19 protein-coding genes are annotated in these 19855 nt (G+C 63.1%); 10 read left to right on the top strand and 9 right to left on the bottom strand.

Features of this window, described 5'->3' with window-relative positions; all coding sequences use genetic code 11:
* Nucleotides 1-19: 19 nt before the first annotated feature.
* Nucleotides 20-478: a YbaK/EbsC family protein gene (locus tag N2597_RS24605; protein ID WP_183595932.1), complete on the bottom strand. Its 459-nt coding sequence runs from the start codon at nucleotides 476-478 to the stop codon at nucleotides 20-22.
* Between the two features lie 248 nt (nucleotides 479-726).
* Between N2597_RS24605 and N2597_RS24600 the strand changes: the two genes are divergently transcribed.
* The 7 genes from N2597_RS24600 (at nucleotide 727) to N2597_RS24570 (ending at nucleotide 7927) form a co-directional block, all read left to right on the top strand.
* Nucleotides 727-2073, top strand: coding sequence for an extracellular solute-binding protein (locus N2597_RS24600; RefSeq protein ID WP_183595930.1), 1347 nt, complete (start codon nucleotides 727-729; stop codon nucleotides 2071-2073).
* Nucleotides 2074-2137: 64 nt separating this feature from the next.
* A complete protein-coding gene (locus N2597_RS24595) occupies nucleotides 2138-3439 on the top strand; it encodes a carbohydrate ABC transporter permease (protein WP_183595928.1) in 1302 nt (433 codons plus the stop codon).
* 2 nt (nucleotides 3440-3441) lie between these two features.
* On the top strand, nucleotides 3442-4284 hold the full coding sequence (locus N2597_RS24590) for a carbohydrate ABC transporter permease (RefSeq protein WP_183595926.1): 843 nt from the start codon (nucleotides 3442-3444) through the stop codon (nucleotides 4282-4284).
* Nucleotides 4284-5339, top strand: a complete 1056-nt coding sequence (locus tag N2597_RS24585; protein WP_106796886.1) for an ABC transporter ATP-binding protein — start codon at nucleotides 4284-4286, stop codon at nucleotides 5337-5339. Before N2597_RS24590 ends, N2597_RS24585 begins: the two co-directional genes overlap by 1 nt.
* Nucleotides 5339-6118, top strand: coding sequence for a glycerophosphodiester phosphodiesterase (locus tag N2597_RS24580; protein WP_183595924.1), 780 nt, complete (start codon nucleotides 5339-5341; stop codon nucleotides 6116-6118). The genes N2597_RS24585 and N2597_RS24580 overlap by 1 nt, the downstream gene beginning before the upstream one ends.
* Nucleotides 6102-7106 carry a LacI family DNA-binding transcriptional regulator gene (locus N2597_RS24575; protein WP_040112958.1) on the top strand — a complete coding sequence of 335 codons (1005 nt, stop codon included), beginning with the start codon at nucleotides 6102-6104 and terminating at the stop codon, nucleotides 7104-7106. The genes N2597_RS24580 and N2597_RS24575 overlap by 17 nt, the downstream gene beginning before the upstream one ends.
* The gene (locus N2597_RS24570; protein WP_183595922.1) at nucleotides 7106-7927 is read left to right on the top strand and encodes an inositol monophosphatase family protein; all 822 of its coding nucleotides are present in this window, start codon (nucleotides 7106-7108) and stop codon (nucleotides 7925-7927) included. The genes N2597_RS24575 and N2597_RS24570 overlap by 1 nt, the downstream gene beginning before the upstream one ends.
* Nucleotides 7928-7983: 56 nt before the next feature.
* Here the strand turns inward: N2597_RS24570 and N2597_RS24565 are convergent, their stop codons facing one another.
* The 8 genes from N2597_RS24565 to N2597_RS24530 all read right to left on the bottom strand — a co-directional run bounded on the left by N2597_RS24565 (nucleotide 7984) and on the right by N2597_RS24530 (nucleotide 16322).
* Complete coding sequence (locus tag N2597_RS24565; protein ID WP_183595920.1) at nucleotides 7984-8847, bottom strand: glycerophosphodiester phosphodiesterase; 864 nt, start codon at nucleotides 8845-8847, stop codon at nucleotides 7984-7986.
* A gap of 68 nt (nucleotides 8848-8915) precedes the next feature.
* Nucleotides 8916-10010, bottom strand: coding sequence for an aminotransferase class V-fold PLP-dependent enzyme (locus N2597_RS24560; protein WP_183595918.1), 1095 nt, complete (start codon nucleotides 10008-10010; stop codon nucleotides 8916-8918).
* Between the two features lie 11 nt (nucleotides 10011-10021).
* Entirely contained in the window at nucleotides 10022-10801 is a 780-nt protein-coding gene (locus N2597_RS24555; RefSeq protein WP_183595916.1) for an ABC transporter ATP-binding protein, read from the bottom strand.
* Nucleotides 10798-11595, bottom strand: a complete 798-nt coding sequence (locus tag N2597_RS24550; protein WP_183595914.1) for an ABC transporter ATP-binding protein — start codon at nucleotides 11593-11595, stop codon at nucleotides 10798-10800. Before N2597_RS24550 ends, N2597_RS24555 begins: the two co-directional genes overlap by 4 nt.
* Nucleotides 11592-12425, bottom strand: a complete 834-nt coding sequence (locus N2597_RS24545) for an ABC transporter permease (protein ID WP_183595912.1) — start codon at nucleotides 12423-12425, stop codon at nucleotides 11592-11594. Before N2597_RS24545 ends, N2597_RS24550 begins: the two co-directional genes overlap by 4 nt.
* On the bottom strand, nucleotides 12422-13411 hold the full coding sequence (locus N2597_RS24540) for an ABC transporter permease (protein WP_096763230.1): 990 nt from the start codon (nucleotides 13409-13411) through the stop codon (nucleotides 12422-12424). Before N2597_RS24540 ends, N2597_RS24545 begins: the two co-directional genes overlap by 4 nt.
* A gap of 100 nt (nucleotides 13412-13511) precedes the next feature.
* Entirely contained in the window at nucleotides 13512-15122 is a 1611-nt protein-coding gene (locus N2597_RS24535) for an ABC transporter substrate-binding protein (RefSeq protein ID WP_183595910.1), read from the bottom strand.
* A 159-nt stretch (nucleotides 15123-15281) separates the two neighbouring features.
* Nucleotides 15282-16322, bottom strand: a complete 1041-nt coding sequence (locus N2597_RS24530) for a LacI family DNA-binding transcriptional regulator (RefSeq protein WP_183595908.1) — start codon at nucleotides 16320-16322, stop codon at nucleotides 15282-15284.
* A 135-nt stretch (nucleotides 16323-16457) separates the two neighbouring features.
* On the opposite strand from N2597_RS24530, the gene N2597_RS24525 reads away from it, so the two are divergent.
* The 3 genes from N2597_RS24525 (at nucleotide 16458) to N2597_RS24515 (ending at nucleotide 19701) form a co-directional block, all read left to right on the top strand.
* Complete coding sequence (locus N2597_RS24525; protein ID WP_183595906.1) at nucleotides 16458-17492, top strand: Gfo/Idh/MocA family protein; 1035 nt, start codon at nucleotides 16458-16460, stop codon at nucleotides 17490-17492.
* A gap of 11 nt (nucleotides 17493-17503) precedes the next feature.
* Nucleotides 17504-18406: a sugar phosphate isomerase/epimerase family protein gene (locus tag N2597_RS24520; protein WP_096763227.1), complete on the top strand. Its 903-nt coding sequence runs from the start codon at nucleotides 17504-17506 to the stop codon at nucleotides 18404-18406.
* A gap of 62 nt (nucleotides 18407-18468) precedes the next feature.
* Entirely contained in the window at nucleotides 18469-19701 is a 1233-nt protein-coding gene (locus tag N2597_RS24515) for an ABC transporter substrate-binding protein (protein ID WP_040112947.1), read from the top strand.
* Nucleotides 19702-19855: the final 154 nt, after the last annotated feature.

The raw sequence follows: 19855 nt of genomic DNA, 5'->3' as shown, positions 1-19855 counted from the left end.
TTGAAGTTCTTTTGCCGCTTTACTGGCAGACATCGACCCAGCTCGCGCCGGTAAGCTCCGCCAGCCGTCCGGTGCCGATGCGCACGGCCGAATTGGTCGAGCCGGCCGCAGGCACCACTTCATCGAAGCGCTTCAGCGAAACGTCGCAGTAAATGGGCAGCGGCGAAGGCAGGCCGAACGGGCAAACACCGCCGACCGGATGGCTGGTGAGCGCCACGACCTCTTCGGCGTCGAGCATGCGCCCCTTGGCTCCGAACGTATCCTTGAACTTGCGATTGTCGAGCCGCGCCGTGCCACCGGCGACGACCAGCATCATCTGCTCGCCGACACGCAGGCAGATCGTCTTGGCAATCTGCGCGGGCTCGACGCCATGGGCTTCGGCGGCAAGGGCCACCGTAGAGGAGCTCTCGGCGGTTTCGATGATGTCGATATCGGGTGCATGCGCACGGAGGAAGGCGCGGACGGATTCAAGGCTCATGATGCAATGCTAGATCAGCATAAGCGCAATTTGAAGCCTAAAAGATGCCTGCCGGAAACCCGCGCTTGCAAGTCTTTCGGACATTGTCATAATAATTTTGCACACGTGCTCAATTTTGTCATTCGGCCGTTACTTTGAGCCCATAGAGCGGGACATGTCACGTTTTCGTGGGGTTTCGGAACGGCCGTCAAGCGACAGTGCTGGCCCGTCAAGAGGCTTCACACTGCTCTTCCAGGGAGATGAAGAAAATGACCATTTTGCCGACGTTGAAATCCTTTACGATCGCGGCCGCCATCCTGGCCTCGACCTCCGCCTTTGCGCTTGCCAAGGACGTTACCATCAGCGTCTGGGCCGGCGGCACCGGTCCGAACGACACCTATCGCCTCGACGCCATCGAGATCGCAGCCCAGCAGCTGCAGCGCGAAGCCGCGCTCAAGGGTGAAGAGCTGAAGATCACGATCGAGAAGAAGGCCTATTCCGGCTGGGACGATTTCAAGCAAGCGCTGACGCTTGCCGCGGAAGCCAAGACCGCCCCGAACATCGTCGCCAGCGGTCATGAAGACATCGCCCCCTGGTCGCAGGCCGGCCTTATCGTTCCGATCGAGGATCACGTTGATCTCGACGCCTGGCCGCTCAACGGCATCTACGAAAACCTGATGCAGATCGCCTCGTACAACGGCACCGTATACGGCATTCCGCAGGATGCCGAATCCCGCCCGATGTTCTTCTGGAAGCCTTACATGAAGGCGATCGGCTATAGCGACGCCGATCTCGATGCACTGCCGCAGAACGTTCAGGACGGCAAGTACACCATGAAGAACCTGCTCGAAGACGCCAAGAAGATGCAGGACAAGGGTCTCGTCCAGCCCGGCTACGGCTTCTATCCGCGCCCCAGCAACGGCCCTGACTACTGGCAGTTCTACACGAGCTTCGGCGGCACGATGGAAGAAAACGGCAAGCTCGTTTTCGACAAGGCGGCCATGACCCGCACCTATCAGTTCATCTCCGATGCCGTGAAAACGGGCGTCACCAAGAAGAACCATATCGGCATGCCGGGCGATCAGTGGTGGAAGGAAGTCGCCACCGGCAAGGCCGGCATCTGGGACGCCGGCACCTGGCATTATGCCCGCCTCGTCAACCAGGAAGGCCTGAAGGATTTCTTCGACAACATCGTCTTCACGCTGATCCCGGCCGGCGAGGGCGGCAAGGCCAACACGCTGACGCATCCGCTCGTCTATATGCTGACCGCAGGACACAGCGATGAAGATACGCAGATCGCCGCTCAGCTGATCACGATCGCCTCCGAACCGCGCATCAACGCGCTGCATGCGATCAAATCGGCCCATCTCGGCATCTCCAAAGCCGAAGCCGAAGTGGACTTCTATGCGGACGACCGCTGGGCTCGCGAAGCCACCGAGCGCCTGCTGCCGCATGCCAATGCGATGCCGAACAATTCCGATTTCGGCAAATATTGGAACATCATGTGGAAGAACCTCGAGGCATCCTGGACCGGCGCCAAGACCGTCGACGCCGCCATCGGCGATGCCGAGAGCGAGCTGAAGAGCACGCTCGGCGACAAGATCGTCATCCGCTAAAGTCGAAGCACTCTTCCGGGCAGCGGCGACCCCGCTGCCCGGTCCGTCCCGCGAGGAGGCTTCCATGAAATCGTCCAGAAGGCTCGGACTGGTGATGATCGCGCCTGCGGCGATCATGATCGTCCTGTTCTTCCTGATGCCGGTGGTTCTGACGGCGGTCTTCTCGATGACCAATATGACGACCGCAACCGGCATTTCCGGCGGCGTCTATCAGATCGCACCCAATTCCCTGATCGCACTGAAGTCGGCCATGCCCGACATTGCCGCCGAGATGGCCGAACCGCGCTACGCGATCGACGAGGCGGGCCTCAAGGCCGTCGAGGGTCTCGGCCTTGCGCCTGGTATCGCCGCGGAGCTGCGCGCCAAACATGCCGGCGAGGTCTTCCCGACGCGCCGCGAAGCCGAGCGTATGATCAAGGATCTCGCGGACCGGCCTTCGACGCGCGCGGTCAAACAGATCTCCGAACAGTTCAACCGCTCCGTCGTCAACACCCGCTTCGACAGCAAGGAACAGCTGTTTTCGGCGCTGGACACCCTCGGTCTCAAGCTGACGCAGGAACAGAAGGAAACGGTGGCCGAGGCCACCTATACCGGCTGGACCTGGACATCAGACAATTTCTCCCGCATCGCCAACTCGCCTGATATGGCGCGTGTGCTCTTCAACACCGCGCTCTACGTCGCGCTGGTGCTGACGCTCTTCAATGTCGGCTATGCGCTGCTGCTCGCCATCTGGACGCATTATATGCCGCCGACGCCGGCCTCGATCTTTCGCGGCATCTGGCTCCTGCCGCGCATCACCCCCGTCGTCATCTATGTCATGCTGTGGAAATGGCTCGCCTGGGATACCGGTTTCATTTCGATCCTGATGGGCAAGTTCGGCTATCCGCCTAAGAACTACCTGCTCGACAACGCTTATAATGCCTGGTTCTTCGTCGTGCTGATCAACGGCTTCATCGGCGCCTCGATGGGCATGCTGGTGTTCTCCTCGGCAATGAGGGCCATTCCGAAGAGCCAGTTTTATGCCAGCGAGGTCGACGGCGCCTCGCGCTGGCAGCAGATCCGCTACATCATCCTGCCGCAGATGCGCTGGCCGATCCTCTTCGTTACCTGCTACCAGACGCTGTCGCTGCTCGCCTCCTTCAATGAAATCCTCCTCGCCACAAATGGCGGACCGGGCAATACGACCGAGGTCTGGGCGCTCTCCGCCTATCACACCGCGCTCAGGAATTATGCGGGCAATCTCGAATACGGGCTGGGCGCGGCCATGGCGCTGGTGCTCGTGGTCATCGGCGTGATGCTGTCGCTCCTTTATCTGCGCGTCTTCAACTACGGCACGCTTGTCGCCAAGCCCCTGATCGAGGACTGACCATGGCCGAACAATCGCAGCCCTCGGCAAATTATCGCAGCTGGCCCGTTTTAACGGCGCTCACCGTCGTCAGCCTGCCGCTGCTGCTGATGTATGTCTATCTCTTCCTCGACACCGTGACGGTGAAGCAGCCGGATGCGCTGCTGCCCTCCGGCCTGACGCTTAATCACTGGCGTTTCCTGTGGCAGACGACGCCGGGCAAGGCGAATATCTGGCAGGTGACGGTGAATACGCTGCTGTTTTCGGCCTGCACCACCAGCCTCGTGCTGATCGTCTCGTCGATGGCCGGCTATGTGCTGTCGCGGCTCAACGTGCCGGCACGCGGCTTCTTCCTCGCCGGCGTCATGGTGCTGCATGCTTTTCCGTCGGTCACGCTGATCATCGCTATCTTCATCGTGCTGCAGATGATCGGTCTCTACAATTCGCTGATCGGCGTCATTCTGGTGAAGGCGGCGATCGACCTGCCGCTCGGCATCTGGCTGATGAAAGGCTTCTACGACACCGTGCCCTGGGAAATCGAAATGGCCGGCGTCGTCGACGGCGCCTCGCGCTTCCGGGTCTGGCGCAGCCTCGTGCTGCCGCAGGTCAAGCCCGGCATCATGGCGCTTGGCCTGTTCTCCTTCCTCGCCGGCTGGGGCGAATTCATCCTGCCGCAGGTGCTGGCGCCGGGCAATGATGTGCAGGTGTTGTCGGTCTATCTTGCGGGCTTCCTCGCCGACGACAACAATTACGATTTCAATATGTTCAAGGCGGTCGGGCTCTTCTACCTTATTCCGGTGCTGATCGCTTACGCGCTCTTCAACAAATATCTCATGAACATCTACGGCGGCGGGAGCAAAGGCTGATGCGCATCCTCCTCGACAATTTCTCAAAGAGCTTCGGCTCCACCAAGGTCATCGAGAACATGCAGCTCGAAGTCCGCGACGGCGAGATGCTGGCGCTGCTCGGGCCTTCCGGCTGCGGCAAATCGACAACGCTTTTTGCGGTCTGCGGCATTCACCGGCCGACCAGCGGGCGCATCCTCTTCGGCGACCGCGACGTCACCGACCTGCCGAGCCAGGCCCGCAATGTCGGCGTCGTCTTCCAGTCCTATGCGCTCTATCCGCACATGACGGTTGCCGAAAATATCAGTTTTCCCCTCAAGGTGAAGGGCGTCGACGCTGCCGACATCCGCAAGGAGGTCAATCGTATTTCCGGGCTTGTCCATATCGATAATCTCATGGAACGCCGACCGGCGCAGCTTTCCGGCGGCCAGCAGCAGCGCGTGGCGCTGGCCCGCGCGTTGATCCGCAAGCCGGATGTGCTGCTGCTCGACGAACCGCTCGCCAATCTCGACGCCAAACTGCGTCTGGAAATGCGCTCGGAAATTCGTCGCCTGCAGCGCGAGACCGGCATCACCGCCATTCTCGTCACCCATGACCAGGTAGAGGCGATGAGCATGTGCGACCGCATCGCCATCATGAAGGAAGGCGAGATCGTCCAGATCGCCACGCCGGCCGAAATGTACAATGATCCGAAGACCGCCTTCGTCGCCGGCTTCCTCGGCAATCCGCCGATCACTTTCCTGCGCGGGGTCGTCGACAAGGGCGCCTTTAGGATCCCGGAAAGCGAGATCCGCGTGCCGCTGCCCGATAGCGTCGGCGCCGCCGAGGGCACCAAGCTGATGCTCGGAGTCCGGCCGGAGCACTTCACCCCGGCAGGCGACACGCCCGTTTCCGGCAAGGTCACCTTCGCCGAAACGCAGGGCCGCGAGAACCTCTATGACGTTCATCTTGCCGGCGGGCCGCTGCTGCGTTCGATCCAGCCGGTGCGCAACGATATCCATGTCGGCGACGATGTCCGGTGGGCGATCGACAGCCGCGGTGTGTTCGTCTTCGACGAAAACGGCAGGAGGCTCTGATGACCCGCGATTTCCAGGCATTTTTCGAGCGATACGGCTGGCCGGCGGCCAAGGGCCGGCTTCCCTTCTGCATCGGCCATCGCGGCGCCAGCGGCCATGAACGCGAGAACACGCTCGCCGCCTTCCGCCGCGCTGCCGAACTCGGCGCCGAGATGTGGGAGCTCGATACGCAGTTGACCCGCGACGGCGTGGTTGTCGTCTCGCATGACGACCATCTCGAGCGCGTCTTCGGCGTCGACCGCCGTATTTCCGAAATGACGGCCTCCGAGCTCGCCGCTCTTGACGGCGTCGACGTGCCGAGTTTTGCGGAGGTCGCCGCACTCGGCCGCGAGACCGGCGCGGGTCTCTACGTCGAGCTCAAGGCGCCCGGGACGGGCCTGCGCTGCTGGCGCCATCTTGCCGAGATGAACCAGCGTTTTGCCTGCCTCGGCTCCTTCGATACGGCACAGGTGCGTGAACTCAGGGACGCGGGCTGCGATTTCCCGCTTTCGGTGCTGATCCGTGTCGGCCATGATCCGCATGCCCTGGGGGATGAGGCCGGCGCCGATATCCTGCATCTCTGCTGGGAGAGGGCAGGCGAGCGGCCGCAGGAGCTGGTGAGCGACGCGCTGACGCGCCGCGCCTTCGAGGCGGGCCGCGAGATCGTGCTCTGGCACGAGGAGCGGCCGGCCGTTCTCGAGGATATCATGAAGCTTCCGGTTCTCGGCATCTGCACGGATCTGCCCGATCTGATGCGGCCGTCGGCAGAGAGGGAAAAAGCAGTTGCCAGACAGGGATAAGGGACCGCGCAAGGTAACCTCCTTCGATGTGGCGCGGGTGGCCGGCGTCTCACGCGCGGCCGTCTCACGTGCCTTCACGCCGGATGCCAGCGTCTCGCCGAAGACCCGCGAAAAGGTCTATCAGGCCGCCAAGGAGCTCGGCTATCGGGTGAATTATCTTGCGCGAAGCCTCACCAACAAACGGTCCGATCTCGTCGGCGTCGTCGCCGCCGGCCTCGACAATCCGTTCCGCACAATGCAGATCGAGCATCTGGCGAGGGTGCTGCTTGCCCGCAATTTCCGCCCGATCCTGCTGCCGACCTCGCAGGAGGCGGATACATCGACTGTTATCGGCCAGCTGCTGCATTACGCTGTGTCCGGCGTCATCGTCACCTCGGACGCACCGCCGACAGCGATCTGCGAGCAATGTGCGGCCGAGGGGGTCCCGATCGTGCTGATCAACAAGGGCAACGACATTCCCTTCGTCGATCGCATCATCTCGGACGACCGCATGGCTGGCCATCTCGCCGCCACCTACTTGATCGAAAGCGGCGTGCGAAAGCCCGCCGTGATGGCCGCTCCCGCCATATCCTACACGGCGCGGCGGCGCAGCGAGGCCTTCATTGACCGCTGCAGGCAACTCGGCGCCGAGCCGCAGTTTCTACAGATCAGGATCAACGATTACCGGAGCGGATATGATGCGGCCGGCGAACTTGCCGCATCCGGCATTGACGGCTTGTTCTGCGCCAACGACCACATGGCCTGCGGTGTCCTCGACCGCATCATGCAGGGCCGCGGTCGAGACGACGCGCCGCCGCTCTCCATCATCGGCCACGACGATATTCCACAGGCGAGCTGGACCGCCTATGAGCTAACGACCATCCGCCAGCCTTGCGATGTCCAGGCTGAACAGACCGTCGACCTGCTGATGAGCCGGATAGCCGAGCCGGACCTGACGGCGCGCGTCGAGTTTACGCCGGTGACACTGATAAGAAGAAGGACCGCCTGATGAGTTCCGCATTCGATAGCGCCGCCATTCGGGCACGGGCGGAGGTCGCGATCGCCGTCGCCCTCGAGACCGGACGGGAAGCGGCCCGGTTTCGGCGCGACGTCAATCCCGGCACGCTCGCCGTCGAAAACAAGGGATTGCAGGATTTCGTCACTGTCGCCGATAGGAAGGCAGAACAGGCGATCCGCGACGGGCTCATCTCGCGCTTTCCCGATGATACGTTCATGGGGGAGGAGAGCGGCGGCCGATCGGGCGCGGCCGGCACCTGGGTCGTCGATCCGATCGACGGCACGACCAACTACATCAGGGGCTTCCGGCATTGGGGCGTCTCGATCGCTTTCGTCGCCGGCGGCATGATCGAGATCGGCGTGGTTTACGACGGCGCCGAGGACAAGGTCTTCCATGCCGTGCGCGGCGATGGCGCCTTCAAGGACGGGCTTGCCATTCATGCCGCCGCGACCGTCGAACCAGCCAATGCGCTGGTCATCCTCGGCCATTCCCGCAAAACGAATTTCGACGACTATCTCGCAGTCTCCAGACGGCTGCACGAGCGCGGCATGGACTATCGCCGCACGGGCGCGGCCGCCATCGACCTGGTTCGTGTAGCGGAGGGTGCCGTCGATCTCTATTACGAACGCCATCTCAATGCCTGGGATATGCTTGCCGGCGCCTTGATTGCCAAAGAGGCTGGCGCGACCGTGGTGATGCCGCCGATCGACAAGCTGCTTGCGGATGGCGGGCCGGTTATCGCCCATGCGCCGGGGCTTGCCGGCGAATTCGCCTTCATCCTTGAGAACGAGGGGCTGTCAGTCGCCGGCTAAAAGCTCGTTGCTTAAGGCATGCCATCGTCCGGAACGGCTGCACATTTCCGGACCGGTTAGCCGGCCACGCGTCGGCGCCAGGCGCGTTCCGTCGCCGGAGCCTCGTCGGTGGTTATCTGGTCCGGCTTCAGCGCCATCAGCGCCGAAAAGCTCGGCCATTCCTTTTCGCTGAACCCGGCCTCCGCGTCCTTGAGCGTAAATGTCCAGGCATCGACGCGTTTGCCTTCGTCCTGGCAGAGCGCGATCATATCCAATCCATCCTTCGCGGCGTCAAGGATCAGCGGCCAGTGGAGATAGACCGTGTCCGGTTCGGTCGGGCCGCGGAGGTCGGCGCGCAATTCGATCTCGACCGCCTTCCAGCCGCCGGCTTTCCTGATCCCGTAAAGCTTGTCCGTGGGATCGATGCCGCGCAGGAGATGCGGAAGCTTCTCCTTGACCGCGACGATGAGATCGAGACTGCCGGCGCTGACGATCACCGATGCGGAAATCTTCTGGAAATGCGCGGCAAGATGCGCGATGCCCTGCGCGCCGACCGCCTCGTAATCGTCCTTCATGTCGAATTGCAGCAGTGCGGCCGGGTGGGCCGCTTGCAGCATGGCGGCAAGATCCTCGCTGAGGATCAGCGGCCGGTCGCCCCCCTGCATCCTGACATTACTGAGGTCGCTGAGGCGCTTTTCGGCGATCGGTCCATGACCGGTCGTTTCCCCTTCGAGGTTCTCATCGTGCAGCACCACGAAACCGCCGTCGGCGCGCACGCGCAGATCGAGTTCCATCGATGCGCCTGCGGCAAATCCCTCAGCCATCACTTCAGCTGAGAACAGCGGATCGGCAAACCGTTTGCGCAGCCGATGCCATTTCAGGCGGGTGCGATGCCCCTCGTGCAAAATCTCCAGGCCCTGCCCATCCAGCAATCTCGTCATCTGCACCAATCTCCGCGACGCCACTCTCCTGCCTTGGCCAGCCGTGATTATCAAGGTCAGATGCGCCCTCAGCGGCTGTAGGCCGCAGATATCGCCTCCGCAGCCGCCGATATATCCGCCGGATGGCCGGTCTGCCTGAGGGCCGCGCCGTAGCCCACGACATTCGAGAGCACTGTCTGGAATGCGGCGCGCGGGCCTGTGTGGTTCAGCCGCACGAGTCGAGCGGGCGCCGTTCCCACGGCTTCCGTCAGCTCGACCCCCAGCCGCCCCGCGGCCGCGATCAGCGAAGCCGGTTCCAGTGCCTCCGGCAAAGGCACCGCCGTCACCAGGTTCGACGCCTTTGCCGCCGGCACCCAGGCCGGGGCGCCGAGTGCGGCAAGCCCGGCCCGCGTCGCCGATGCCGCCAGCGCATGGCGGGCGACGACATTTTCAAGGCCCTCGGCCTCGATGCGGTCGAGTGCGGCCTCCAGCCCAAAGAATTCCAGCGGCGCCGGCGTTCCTGGCAAGACGCGCCGGCCGTCGTCGATCCAGCCCTTCAGATCGGCCAGCGACAGGATCGAGTCGCGTGCCGCGCCGCCCTTGAGAACGAGATCCCAGGCACGCTGACTGACGCAGAGCGCAGAGACACCCGCCGGACCGCCGAGCGCCTTCTGCGGGCCGATCACCGCAATGTCGATGCCGAGATCGTCGACCTCGAGCCGATGCCCGCCAACCGAGGCGACCGCATCGACGACGCTGACGATGCCGCGGGCGTGCGCCAGCGCGAGTATCTCCGGCAGCGGGTTGAGGATGCCGCTCGCAGATTCTGCGTGAACCACGGCGAGCACATCGATATGGGGGCCGGCATCGAGCGCTTTGGCGACAGCGTCGATCTCGATCGGCAAGCCCGGATCGGCGACGACATTCCGAACGGTTGCGCCGCCTCGCCGCAGCCACTGCCCGAACCAGCCGCCATAGGGACTGGTGACGAGGTTGAGGGCTGAAAGACCGGGACGCGCGAGACTGACCGCCACCGCTTCCAGCGCCACCACCGCCTCTGCCTGCACCAGCACGACGTCACCCCGGCAGCGCAGAATGCGGCCGATCCTGTCGGCGAGCATGGCGTAGCGCTCCGCGGGGTACGAAGGCGCGCCGAGCAGGGGATTCCAACCGAGATCGAACATGGACGCCTCCTTCACAACGGTTCGGTCACAAGACGAGGAACGGCTGCCACGAGCGCGCGGCCGGCAGCCGATTGCGGTGCGGCGACAACCGCCGCGGCCGGACCGGTCTCGACGATCCGGCCGCCGTCCATGACGGCGATGCGGTGGGAAACGGCGCGCACTACGGCAAGATCGTGCGAAATGAACAGACAGGCAATGCCGTGCTCCTTCTGCAGCTCGACTAAAAGTTCGAGGATCCTGCCGCGCACGGTGACGTCAAGCGCCGAGACCGCCTCGTCGAGCACCAGCAGCGACGGCCGTGTGGCGATCGCCCGGGCAATCGCCACACGCTGGCGCTGGCCGCCGGAGAGCGCGCGGACCGGCCGGCGGGCATAGTCGACAGGCAGGCCGACACGTTCGAGGAGCATGGCGATCTCGCCGGCACGCCGGTTTTTCGACACGACGCCGTGGATGCGCAAGGGGTCGTCAAGCACCGAACCGACCGTCGCCAGCGGGTTGAAGGCCGCCAACGGATCCTGGAACACCATCTGCATGCGCGCCCGCCTGCGGCGCAAGGCAGCACCTCTCAGCCTCAGCCAATCCTCTCCCTCAAAACGGATCGCACCGGCATCACAGGAGAGAAGCCGCAGCAGGATGCGCGACAGCGTCGATTTTCCGCTGCCGGAGGCGCCGACCAGACCGAGCGTTTCCCCGGCTGCGATCGTCAGCGAAACATTGTCGAGCGCGGCAACCCGGCGGCCCGCGGAAGAAAAGTCCTTCGAGATGTTTTCTATGGACAGCAGAGGATTCATGGCGCCAGCTCTTCGACCAGGGGTGGCGTCGCCAGGTCGCGATGGCTGGCAATGAGAGCGGCGGTATAGTTGCTCACGGGCGCCGAAAGCACCGAACGCACGGGGCCTGCCTCGACGAGGCGCGCATCGCGGAAGACGGCGATCCGGTCGACGAATCCGGAGGCGAGCGCGATGTCGTGGGTGATGAAGAGCAGCGTCATGCCGTCCTCGCGCACCAGCCCGTCGAGCAGGCGGACGATCTCGGCCTGGACGACGACGTCGAGAGCGCTCGTCGCCTCGTCGGCGATCAGCAGCGCGGGCTTGGCAGCGATCGCTGCCGCGATCGCCACGCGCTGGCGCTGGCCGCCGGAAAGCTGATGCGGAAAGGCCCGCAGCGCCTTGTCTGGCTGCGGTATTCGCACTCGTCCAAGGAGTTCCTCGGCTCGGATAGAGGCCTGTTTCCAGCTGAGCCCGAGATGGCGCTTGGCGCCCTCGGCAATCTGCTCGCCGATCGTCAGGACGGGATTGAGGCTGGTGCCGGGATCCTGGAAGACGAAGCCGAAATCGCGGCCCGGGCGGGGCGGATGGCCGAGCGCAGGCCAGAGCATTTCGCCGGTGACCTTCGCTCCGCCAGGCAGCAGACCGGCGAGCGCCCGGGCAAGCGTGCTCTTGCCGGAGCCGCTTTCGCCGATGATCGCCAGCCTCTCGCCGGCGGCGATATCGAGATCGATACGGTCGAGCGCGGCAGCTGCATTGTTTTTGCCGCGCCGATAGGTGACCGAAAGCTGCCGGAGGCTGCAGAAGATGTCGCTCATGCCGCCCTCCCGCCGTCATCGCCAAGCGCCTTGCCGAGACCCTCGCTGAAGAGATGAACACCGAGCACGGTCACGCCTAGTGCGGCGCCCGGCAGGACGGAGAGATAGGCGGCCGAGCGCAGCACGCTGCGGCCTTCGGCGATCATCGAGCCCCAGGTGGCGATATTCGGATTGCCGAGGCCGAGAAATGAAAGCGCCGCCTCGGTGAGAATCGCGCCGGCGACGATGGTCGCGGAAAGCGCCAGCACCGGCGGCAGCGCGTTCGGCAGGATCTCGCGAAAGGCGATTTCCGCGGGATGCATGCCGATCACCCTTGCCGAGGCGACGTAATCCTGCTCGCGAATGGCCAGCACCTGGGCTCGCGTCAGCCGCGCCGGATCGGCCCAGGCGCCAAGCGCGATGGCAAGCACGACGATCGGGGTCGACACCCCGATGGTGCTGACGAAGGCAAGGGCAAGCAGGAAGCTCGGCACGATCTGGAAGGCGTCGACCACGCGCATCAACGCCTCGTCGACGAACCCACCGGAAAATCCGGCCGCCATGCCGACGCAGACGCCGAAGACCATGGCCGAAAAGGCTGCCGCGAGGCCGACGGCAAGCGAGGTTCGCGCGCCATAGAGCAGGCCGGCGAGCACATCACGTCCAAGGCGATCCGTGCCAAATGGAAAGGCGGGGTCTGTGAAGGGCGCAAGCAGCGCCCGCCCGGCGATCCTCAGCGGATCGCCGGGCGAAATGACGGGGGCAAGCAGCCCGAACAGAAGCAAGATGACCAGGATCGCAAATCCGGCCATGCCTTCCCACGTGCCGAGCAGACGCTGAAGACGGCTCATGCGTCACCCTCCGAAGCGCCGATGCGCGGGTCGAGCGCGGCATAGATAAGATCGACGAGGAAATTGACCGATATGACGAGAACGGCACTGATGACGACGATGCCCATCAACAGCGGCGCGTCGCGGCCGTTGACCGCCTCCTGTGCTAGGCGCCCAAAACCGGGGATCGCAAAGACGCTCTCGATGACCACGCTGCCGCCGAGCATGGCCGCCGATTGCAGCCCAAGCATGGTGACGAGCGGCAGCAGCGCATTGCGCGCCACATGGCGCAGCACGATGCGGCTGCGCGACAGGCCCTTGGCGCGGGCGAAAAGGACGAAATCCAATTTCCAGGCCTCAGCCATGCCGGCCCGCATCACCCGCAGGAACAAGGCGAGATAGATCAGGGCCAGTGCGCCGACCGGCAGGACCAGATGCTCTGATATGTCGAGAGCACGGGAAAACCCGGTCTTGCCCGAAGCGATCGTCTCGATACCGGCGATCGGAAACCAGCGCAGCTTCACCGAAAAGGCAATGCTGAGGACCAGGCCGAGCCAGAAGCTCGGAATGGCATAGACGATCAGCGAGCCGATCGACAGCAGCCGGTCGCGCAAGCTTCCCGGCCGCGCCCCGGCGAGAATGCCGAGCGCGGAACCAAGGCCGAAAGAAAGCGCCGTCGCGCTGCCCATCAACAGCAGCGTATTGGGCAGGCGTTCGGCGATGAGCGCGCCGACCGGCCGGTCGAAGGCGACCGACCAGCCGAGATCGAGCCGCGCCAGCGAGGAAAGATAGAGCCAGAGCCGTGCCAGCACGGACCGGTCGAGGCCGTAGCTCTCGCGCAGCGCCTGCCTGAGTGCCGCATCGCCGCCGCCAATCGCGCCCAGATAGGCGTCGACGGCGTCGCCCGAGGCGGATTCGAGCAGGAAAAAGGTGAAGATCACCACGATCAGCAGCACTGGAAGGCTGCTGATCGCCCTACGCCGCAGGAGGAGGATTGCGCGTTTCACGCCGGCTAAGGCCTCCGGAAGAGAATTACCGCCGATCTATCTTTGTTTTTACGCAATTCCGAACGCAAAACCGCGGCACACTTTTGCTGGAATTGCTCTATCACGATTGCAGCGCGGTATCGCCCCAGTTCGAGACGGCCCAGCGGGGATTGTCCGCGACGTTGAGGATGGTGTCGCGGGCGACGGTGATGAAGCCCCATTCCGCAACGTTGATCAGCGGCAGGTCGGCGACGACGAGCTGCTGGAACTTGCGGTAGAGATCGGTGCGCGCCGCTGTGTCGACGGTTTCGGAGGCCTGCTTGATGATCTTGTCGAGCTCGGGATTGGCATAGCCGCCCTGGTTGGAGAAGGGAACGCCGTCAGGCGTGCCGGACTGAACGAGAATGGTGGTGGAGATCGCCGGATCGCCGCGGAAGACCGGCGGGGCGACGGCGAGGTCGAAATCATGGTCGGTGTAAACCGCCTTCTGGTGCGCGGCCGCATCGGCATTGACGATCTCGGCATCGATGCCGATCGCGGCAAGCGCCTGGCGAAGGTAATCGCCGAACTGGCGGGTCTCGTTGAAATAGGGCGCGGGACGGAGCTTCAGCTTAAAGCGGTTGCCGTCCGCTCCCTTGGCATACCCCGCCTTGTCGAGAATATCGTTGGCGGCCGCCGGATTGAAATCATAGGTCGCGACATCGGATGTATAGAATTCCGGCGCATTCTTCGGCACCGGACCGGTGGAGTCGGCGGCATAACCGAGGAAGATCGTGTCGACCACGAATTTCTTGTCGATCGCGTGCGCGATCGCCTGGCGGACCCTGAGGTCGGCGAGCTCCTTGCGGCGGTGATTGATCTCGACGACGAGCTGATAGGTCAAGGCCTCGTAACCTTTCGAGATCACCTTGATGCCATCGACCTTGGAGATGCGGTCGAGATCGGCCAGCGGCACGGCCGAGAAGGCGGCGAGCTGGATTTCCTCGGCCTCGAGCGCCGCACCCGCCGAGGCGCGGTCGGGCAGCACGCGGAAGACGATCTCGTCCAGTTTCGGCTGATCCTTGTCCCAATAATCCTCATTACGCGTCAGCCGGTAGTATTCGCCGGGCTTGTGTTCGGCAAACTTGAACGGGCCGGTGCCGATGAGCTTGTTGTTGGCCGGATTGGCGGCGATATCGCTGCCTTCGAAGATATGTTTGGCGACGACGCTGGTGACGACGGGCAGGGCATTGCGAATGAGCTGGAACGGCGTCGGCTTGGAGAAGCGGAAGATGGCGGTGTAGTCGTCGGGCGTATCGACGGCTTCGAGATTGGCGAAGACCAGGCGCCCGAGATTCTGCAGCGGCTTCCAGATGTTGAGGGCGGAGAAGGCAACATCGACCGAAGTGAACGGCTTGCCGTCATGCCAGGTGACGCCGTCGCGCAGCTTGAAGGTGACGGAAAGGCCGTCGGCCGAGCCTTCCCAGGAGGTGGCAAGCCGCGGCGCAAGCCCGTCCTTGCCGTCGAACGAGGCTTCGGCCAGCGGTTCGATCACCTTGCTGGCGATGAAAAAGACACCGTTCGAAGCCACGATGGCGGGGTTGAGGTTCTTGGGCTCGGAATCGGCCGCAACGACCAGTCTCCCGCCGCTCGGCGCGGTCTGCGCCAGCGTCTGGCGGGCGAGCGCCGTCGAGGCAAGCAGCAGAGCAGCGCCCTTCATCAGCGTGCGCCGCGAGATGGATGATACCGTCATGACCCCTCCTAATCGATCGAAACCGGCAACCATATTCGGCCCGAAATACCGGTTGGCATAGAGATTAAATTCGAATGATCGGGCTTCGCGAGACATTTTTTGTCACCCAGCCATAATATCCTCTGCCGTGCCCGCAGGGGAGGCCGAAGCCGGCAACCTTCAGGCCTCCGTCAGCTGGAACGCGTCGCTTTCTCCTGCCACCAGTTCGAGTGGCCAGATCATGTTGCCACCGGCATCGGAATAGAATTCTCGATAGGCCGGCATGCGGGCGAGCAGCATTTGGCCGAGCGCAACGCCGAGATCGTAGAGCGACATGCGGAAGCAACTGAGCGAGGGCTGCAGAAATCGGGCGCGCGGGGCATCGCGGAAGCCGATCACCGCAAGGTCGCGGCCGGGCAGGACGCCCGATTCCATCAGGCGGCGGTAGAGGCCGATCGCCATCAGCTCGTAGATCAGGATCACCGCCGTCGGCCGGTCCTCAAGCAGCAGCAGTTCATGGGCCGCCTGATAACCGCCCTGTTCGCTCGATTTGACGCGGATGACGAGCGACGGATCAAAGGCGATGCCGTGTCGCTCGAGCGCACGGCGATAGCTCTCGACAAAGACATAACCAAGATTGACCTCGCTCGACGGCGCGGTAATTGCGATCCGGCGGTGGCCCTGCGCGGCCAACCGCTCGACCGCGCGGTCGGCTACGCCTTCGAAATCGAGATCGATCCAGGGGAAGGTGTTCGCCGAAAGGCTGCGACCGACCGTAACGAACGGAATCTTTGCCCGCGAAAGAAGATCGATGCGACGGTCGATGCGCTGCGTGTTCGAGATGATCATCGCATCGACGATGCGCCGCGCCACCATGCGCTTCAAGTATTCGTGCGGGTCCTCGTCGCTCGGGCAGGGCAGCATGACGAGGTCGAGCTTGTGGCGGGCGAAGACGCTCTGCAAGCCGCTGGTGACGCCGAGGAAGAAGTTGTCGGCATTTTCCACCGCCTCCGCACTGGATTCGATCATCAGGCCGATAACCTTCGTCTCTCCCTGCCTCAGGCTGCGCCCCGACTGATTGGCGACATAGCCGAGCGCCTCGGCCGCCGCCAGCACTCGGCGGCGGGTTTCCTCGTTGACATCCGGCCTGCCGTTCAGGGCCCGAGAGACCGTGCCGATCGAAATAGCAAGGTGTTCGGCAAGTTGGCGAATTCCCTTCATCGGCTGCGATTCCCTCCAAGCCTAAATTTCGCAATTGGCCGCTATTGACACCGCAAAACGTTTTCGCCTACAGTCGTAAACGTTTACGGAATGCGTGTCACGAGGAGAGTTGGCAGCATTCCCCCGGAGGAAATCGTGAAATTCAGTGCCATTTTGTGCGGGTGCGGAGCTATGTCCAAAGGTTGGTTGCGCGCCATCGCTTCCAACCCAGATCTCGCCGACTCCATCACCATCGTCGGCCTTGTCGACCTCAACCGCGAGACGGCGGAACAGCTCGCCGCCGAGTTCGGCCTCGACAGCGCCGTCATCGGTTCGGATCTCTCCGACGTCATCGCGGCGACGAAGGCAGACCTGGTCTTCGACATCGTCATCCCGTCCGCCCGTTACGAGGTCGTGTCGACGGCACTCAAGGCCGGCTGCCATGTGCTGAGCGAAAAGCCGATGGCCGCCTCGCTTGCCGAGGGAGCCGCGCTGATCGATCTCGCCGCAGAGACCGGCCGCATCCACGCCGTCATCCAGAACCGCCGCTTCATCTCCGGCATCAGGCGCCTGCGCCGTTTCGTCGACAGCGGCGCGATCGGCGATCTCACCGGCATTCATTGCGACTTCTTCCTCGCGCCGCATTTCGGCGGTTTCCGTGAAGAAATGGACAATGTGCTGCTTCTCGACATGGCGATCCACACTTTCGATGCCGCGCGTTACGTGGCCGACAGGAAGCCGCTCGCCGTCTATTGCGTCGAACGCAATCCGAAGGGCTCGTGGTACCGGCAAGGCGCTTCGGCGAACGCCATCTTCGAATTTTCCGACGACATCGTCTTCACCTATCGCGGCTCCTGGTGCGCCGAGGGCGAGCGCACCAGCTGGGAAAGCCAGTGGCGCCTCGTCGGCTCGAAGGGCATGCTGACCTGGGATGGCGAGGAGAGTTTCAAGGCGACTGTTGCCGGCGAGGAGCCCGGCCTTTTGCGCGGCTCTGCTGCCGTAAACGTTCCCGGTCCGGGACACGATGCCGAAACGCACGGCCATGCCAGCGTCATCGCCGATTTCATTGCAGCGATCCGTACCGGCAAACAGCCCGAAACGGTCAATTCCGACAATATCAGAAGCCTCGCCATGGTCTTCGGCGCGATCGAAAGCGCCAAGACCGGCCGGCGCATCGAAATTTCAGCATAGGAAGACGTGACGTGAGCAACCCTGCAAAATCCATTCGCATCGGCACCATGGTCAGCGGCAACAAGGGCGATGCCGCCTCTCGCATCGGCCAGATTGCCGATCTGGGCTTCGAGAGCTTCGAGCCCTTCTTCTGGCAGACGACCAAGGGCCAGGATCTCGCGGAACTCGGCAAACGCTGCCTCGACGCGATCGGCGATCGCGACATCACCATCTCGACGCTCGGCATGTTCGGCAATCCGCTGGAAGAGAGCGCAATCGACCTCGAGACCCTGCAGGGCTGGAAGGATTGCATCGACAATGCCCATCATTTCGGTGCGACCTGCGTTGCCGGCTTCACCGGCCGCATCCGCGGCAAGCCGCTGACCGACAGCTTGCCGCGCTATAAGCAGATCTGGAGCGAGCTTGCCAAGCGTGCCGCCGACAAAGGCATCAAGATCGCCTTCGAAAACTGCGCGATGGACGGCAACTGGGAAAGCGGCGACTGGAATATCGCCCATAATCCGGATGCCTGGGAGCTGATCTTCAACGAGACGCCGGATGATCATATCGGGCTGGAATGGGAACCATGCCATCAGATGGTCTATCTGATCGACCCCATGCCGCAGATCCGCAAGTGGGCGCATAAAATCTTCCACGTCCACGGCAAGGACGCGACCATTCGTTGGGAAGTCATCAAGGAACACGGCATTTTCGGCAAGGAAAAATTCGTCTTCATGCGCACGCCGGGCTTCGGCGACAGCAACTGGACCGACATCATTTCCGAGCTGCGGCTTGCCGGCTGGTCAGGCTCGATCGACATCGAAGGCTGGCACGACCCGGTCTACCGCGACGAACTGGAAATGACAGGTCAGGTCTATGCGCTCAACCACCTCAAGCATGCCCGGGGCGGCGAATTCGTCGTCGATCCGGTCTGATGATATCGTGGCCGGCAAGGAGGAATTGCCGGAAACGGGGATAACCACAAAGGAGGAGAACCATGGCTATCCGCAAATATGCAATTCTCGGCGCTCTGGCGCTGGCAGGCGTTTCACTGTTCGGCCTCTCGGCCAAGGCCGAGGACGTCACGCTGACACTCTGGTCGCTCGATAAAGACACCCAGCCGGCGCCGAACCTCGTCAAAGAGTTCAACGCCCAGAACAACGGCATTAAGATCGAATACCGGCTGATCCAGTTCGACGACGTCGTCACCGAGGCGATGCGCGCCTATGCCACCGGCCAGGCGCCGGACATCATCGCCGTCGACAATCCGGAACATGCGATGTTCTCGTCGCGCGGCGCCTTCCTCGATCTCACCGACATGATCGCCAAGTCGACCGTCATCAAGCCGGATAATTATTTCCCCGGCCCGCTGAAATCGGTCGAATGGGACGGCAAATATTACGGTGTGCCGAAGGCGACGAACACGATCGCGCTCTACTACAACAAGGATATGTTCAAGGCGAAGGGCCTCGATCCGGCGAAGCCGCCGCAGACCTGGGACGAGCTGGTCGAAGATGCGCGCAAGCTGACCGACCCCGCCAAGAACATCTACGGTCTCGCTTTCTCGGCCAAGGCTAATGAGGAGGGCACCTTCCAATTCCTCCCCTGGGCTCAGATGGGCGGCGGCAGCTATGAGCATATCAATGCCGACGGCGCAGTGAAGGCGCTCGGGATCTGGAAGACGATCATGGACGAGAAGCTCGCTTCTCCCGACACGCTGACGCGCGGCCAGTGGGATTCGACCGGCACGTTCAACTCCGGCAACGCGGCCATGGCGATCTCCGGTCCGTGGGAACTCGACCGCATGACGCAGGAAGCGAAATTCGACTGGGGCGTCACCCTGCTTCCAGTTCCCAAGGAAGGGGCTGAACGGTCCTCGGCCATGGGCGATTTCAACTGGGCGATCTTCGCCAGCAGCAAACATCCGGCCGAAGCCTTCAAGGCGCTCGAATTTTTCGCCTCGCAGGACGACAAGATGTTCAAGAATTTCGGCCAGCTTCCGGCCCGTTCCGACATCTCCATCCCCGAAAGCGGCCAGCCGCTGAAGGACGCCGCCCTCAAGGTCTTCCTCGAACAACTGAAATACGCCAAGCCGCGCGGCCCGCACCCGCAATGGCCGAAGATCTCCAAGGCGATCCAGGACGCCATCCAGGCGGCGCTGACCGGCCAGATGAGCCCGAAGGACGCGCTCGACCAGGCCGCGGATAAGATCAAGGCTGTTCTAGGCTAATTATAGGCGGCGAACGAGCCTCTCGGCTTTCCCTTCTCCCCAGCGGGGAGAAGATGCCCGAAGGGCAGATGAGGGGGGTGAGAAGCGCAAGCGACGAGCATTCTGAACGCAAGTGAAGAATAGCAAACGCCAAACTCGGCGCCCCCTCATCCGG

Source organism: Rhizobium sophoriradicis (assembly GCF_025200795.1).
Classification (GTDB): domain Bacteria; phylum Pseudomonadota; class Alphaproteobacteria; order Rhizobiales; family Rhizobiaceae; genus Rhizobium; species Rhizobium sophoriradicis.
Note: the sequence above shows the minus strand (reverse complement) of the source record. Positions and strands in the feature narration are given on the sequence as shown.

What these genes read in the sequence shown, in the direction of transcription:
- N2597_RS24605 (WP_183595932.1), bottom strand. Translation starts at nt 478, where the DNA reads ATGAGCCTTGAATCCGTCCGCGCCTTCCTCCGTGCGCATGCACCCGAT.
- N2597_RS24600 (WP_183595930.1), top strand. Translation starts at nt 727, where the DNA reads ATGACCATTTTGCCGACGTTGAAATCCTTTACGATCGCGGCCGCCATC.
- N2597_RS24595 (WP_183595928.1), top strand. Translation starts at nt 2,138, where the DNA reads ATGAAATCGTCCAGAAGGCTCGGACTGGTGATGATCGCGCCTGCGGCG.
- N2597_RS24590 (WP_183595926.1), top strand. Translation starts at nt 3,442, where the DNA reads ATGGCCGAACAATCGCAGCCCTCGGCAAATTATCGCAGCTGGCCCGTT.
- N2597_RS24585 (WP_106796886.1), top strand. Translation starts at nt 4,284, where the DNA reads ATGCGCATCCTCCTCGACAATTTCTCAAAGAGCTTCGGCTCCACCAAG.
- N2597_RS24580 (WP_183595924.1), top strand. Translation starts at nt 5,339, where the DNA reads ATGACCCGCGATTTCCAGGCATTTTTCGAGCGATACGGCTGGCCGGCG.
- N2597_RS24570 (WP_183595922.1), top strand. Translation starts at nt 7,106, where the DNA reads ATGAGTTCCGCATTCGATAGCGCCGCCATTCGGGCACGGGCGGAGGTC.
- N2597_RS24565 (WP_183595920.1), bottom strand. Translation starts at nt 8,847, where the DNA reads ATGACGAGATTGCTGGATGGGCAGGGCCTGGAGATTTTGCACGAGGGG.
- N2597_RS24560 (WP_183595918.1), bottom strand. Translation starts at nt 10,010, where the DNA reads ATGTTCGATCTCGGTTGGAATCCCCTGCTCGGCGCGCCTTCGTACCCC.
- N2597_RS24555 (WP_183595916.1), bottom strand. Translation starts at nt 10,801, where the DNA reads ATGAATCCTCTGCTGTCCATAGAAAACATCTCGAAGGACTTTTCTTCC.
- N2597_RS24550 (WP_183595914.1), bottom strand. Translation starts at nt 11,595, where the DNA reads ATGAGCGACATCTTCTGCAGCCTCCGGCAGCTTTCGGTCACCTATCGG.
- N2597_RS24545 (WP_183595912.1), bottom strand. Translation starts at nt 12,425, where the DNA reads ATGAGCCGTCTTCAGCGTCTGCTCGGCACGTGGGAAGGCATGGCCGGA.
- N2597_RS24535 (WP_183595910.1), bottom strand. Translation starts at nt 15,122, where the DNA reads ATGACGGTATCATCCATCTCGCGGCGCACGCTGATGAAGGGCGCTGCT.
- N2597_RS24530 (WP_183595908.1), bottom strand. Translation starts at nt 16,322, where the DNA reads ATGAAGGGAATTCGCCAACTTGCCGAACACCTTGCTATTTCGATCGGC.
- N2597_RS24515 (WP_040112947.1), top strand. Translation starts at nt 18,469, where the DNA reads ATGGCTATCCGCAAATATGCAATTCTCGGCGCTCTGGCGCTGGCAGGC.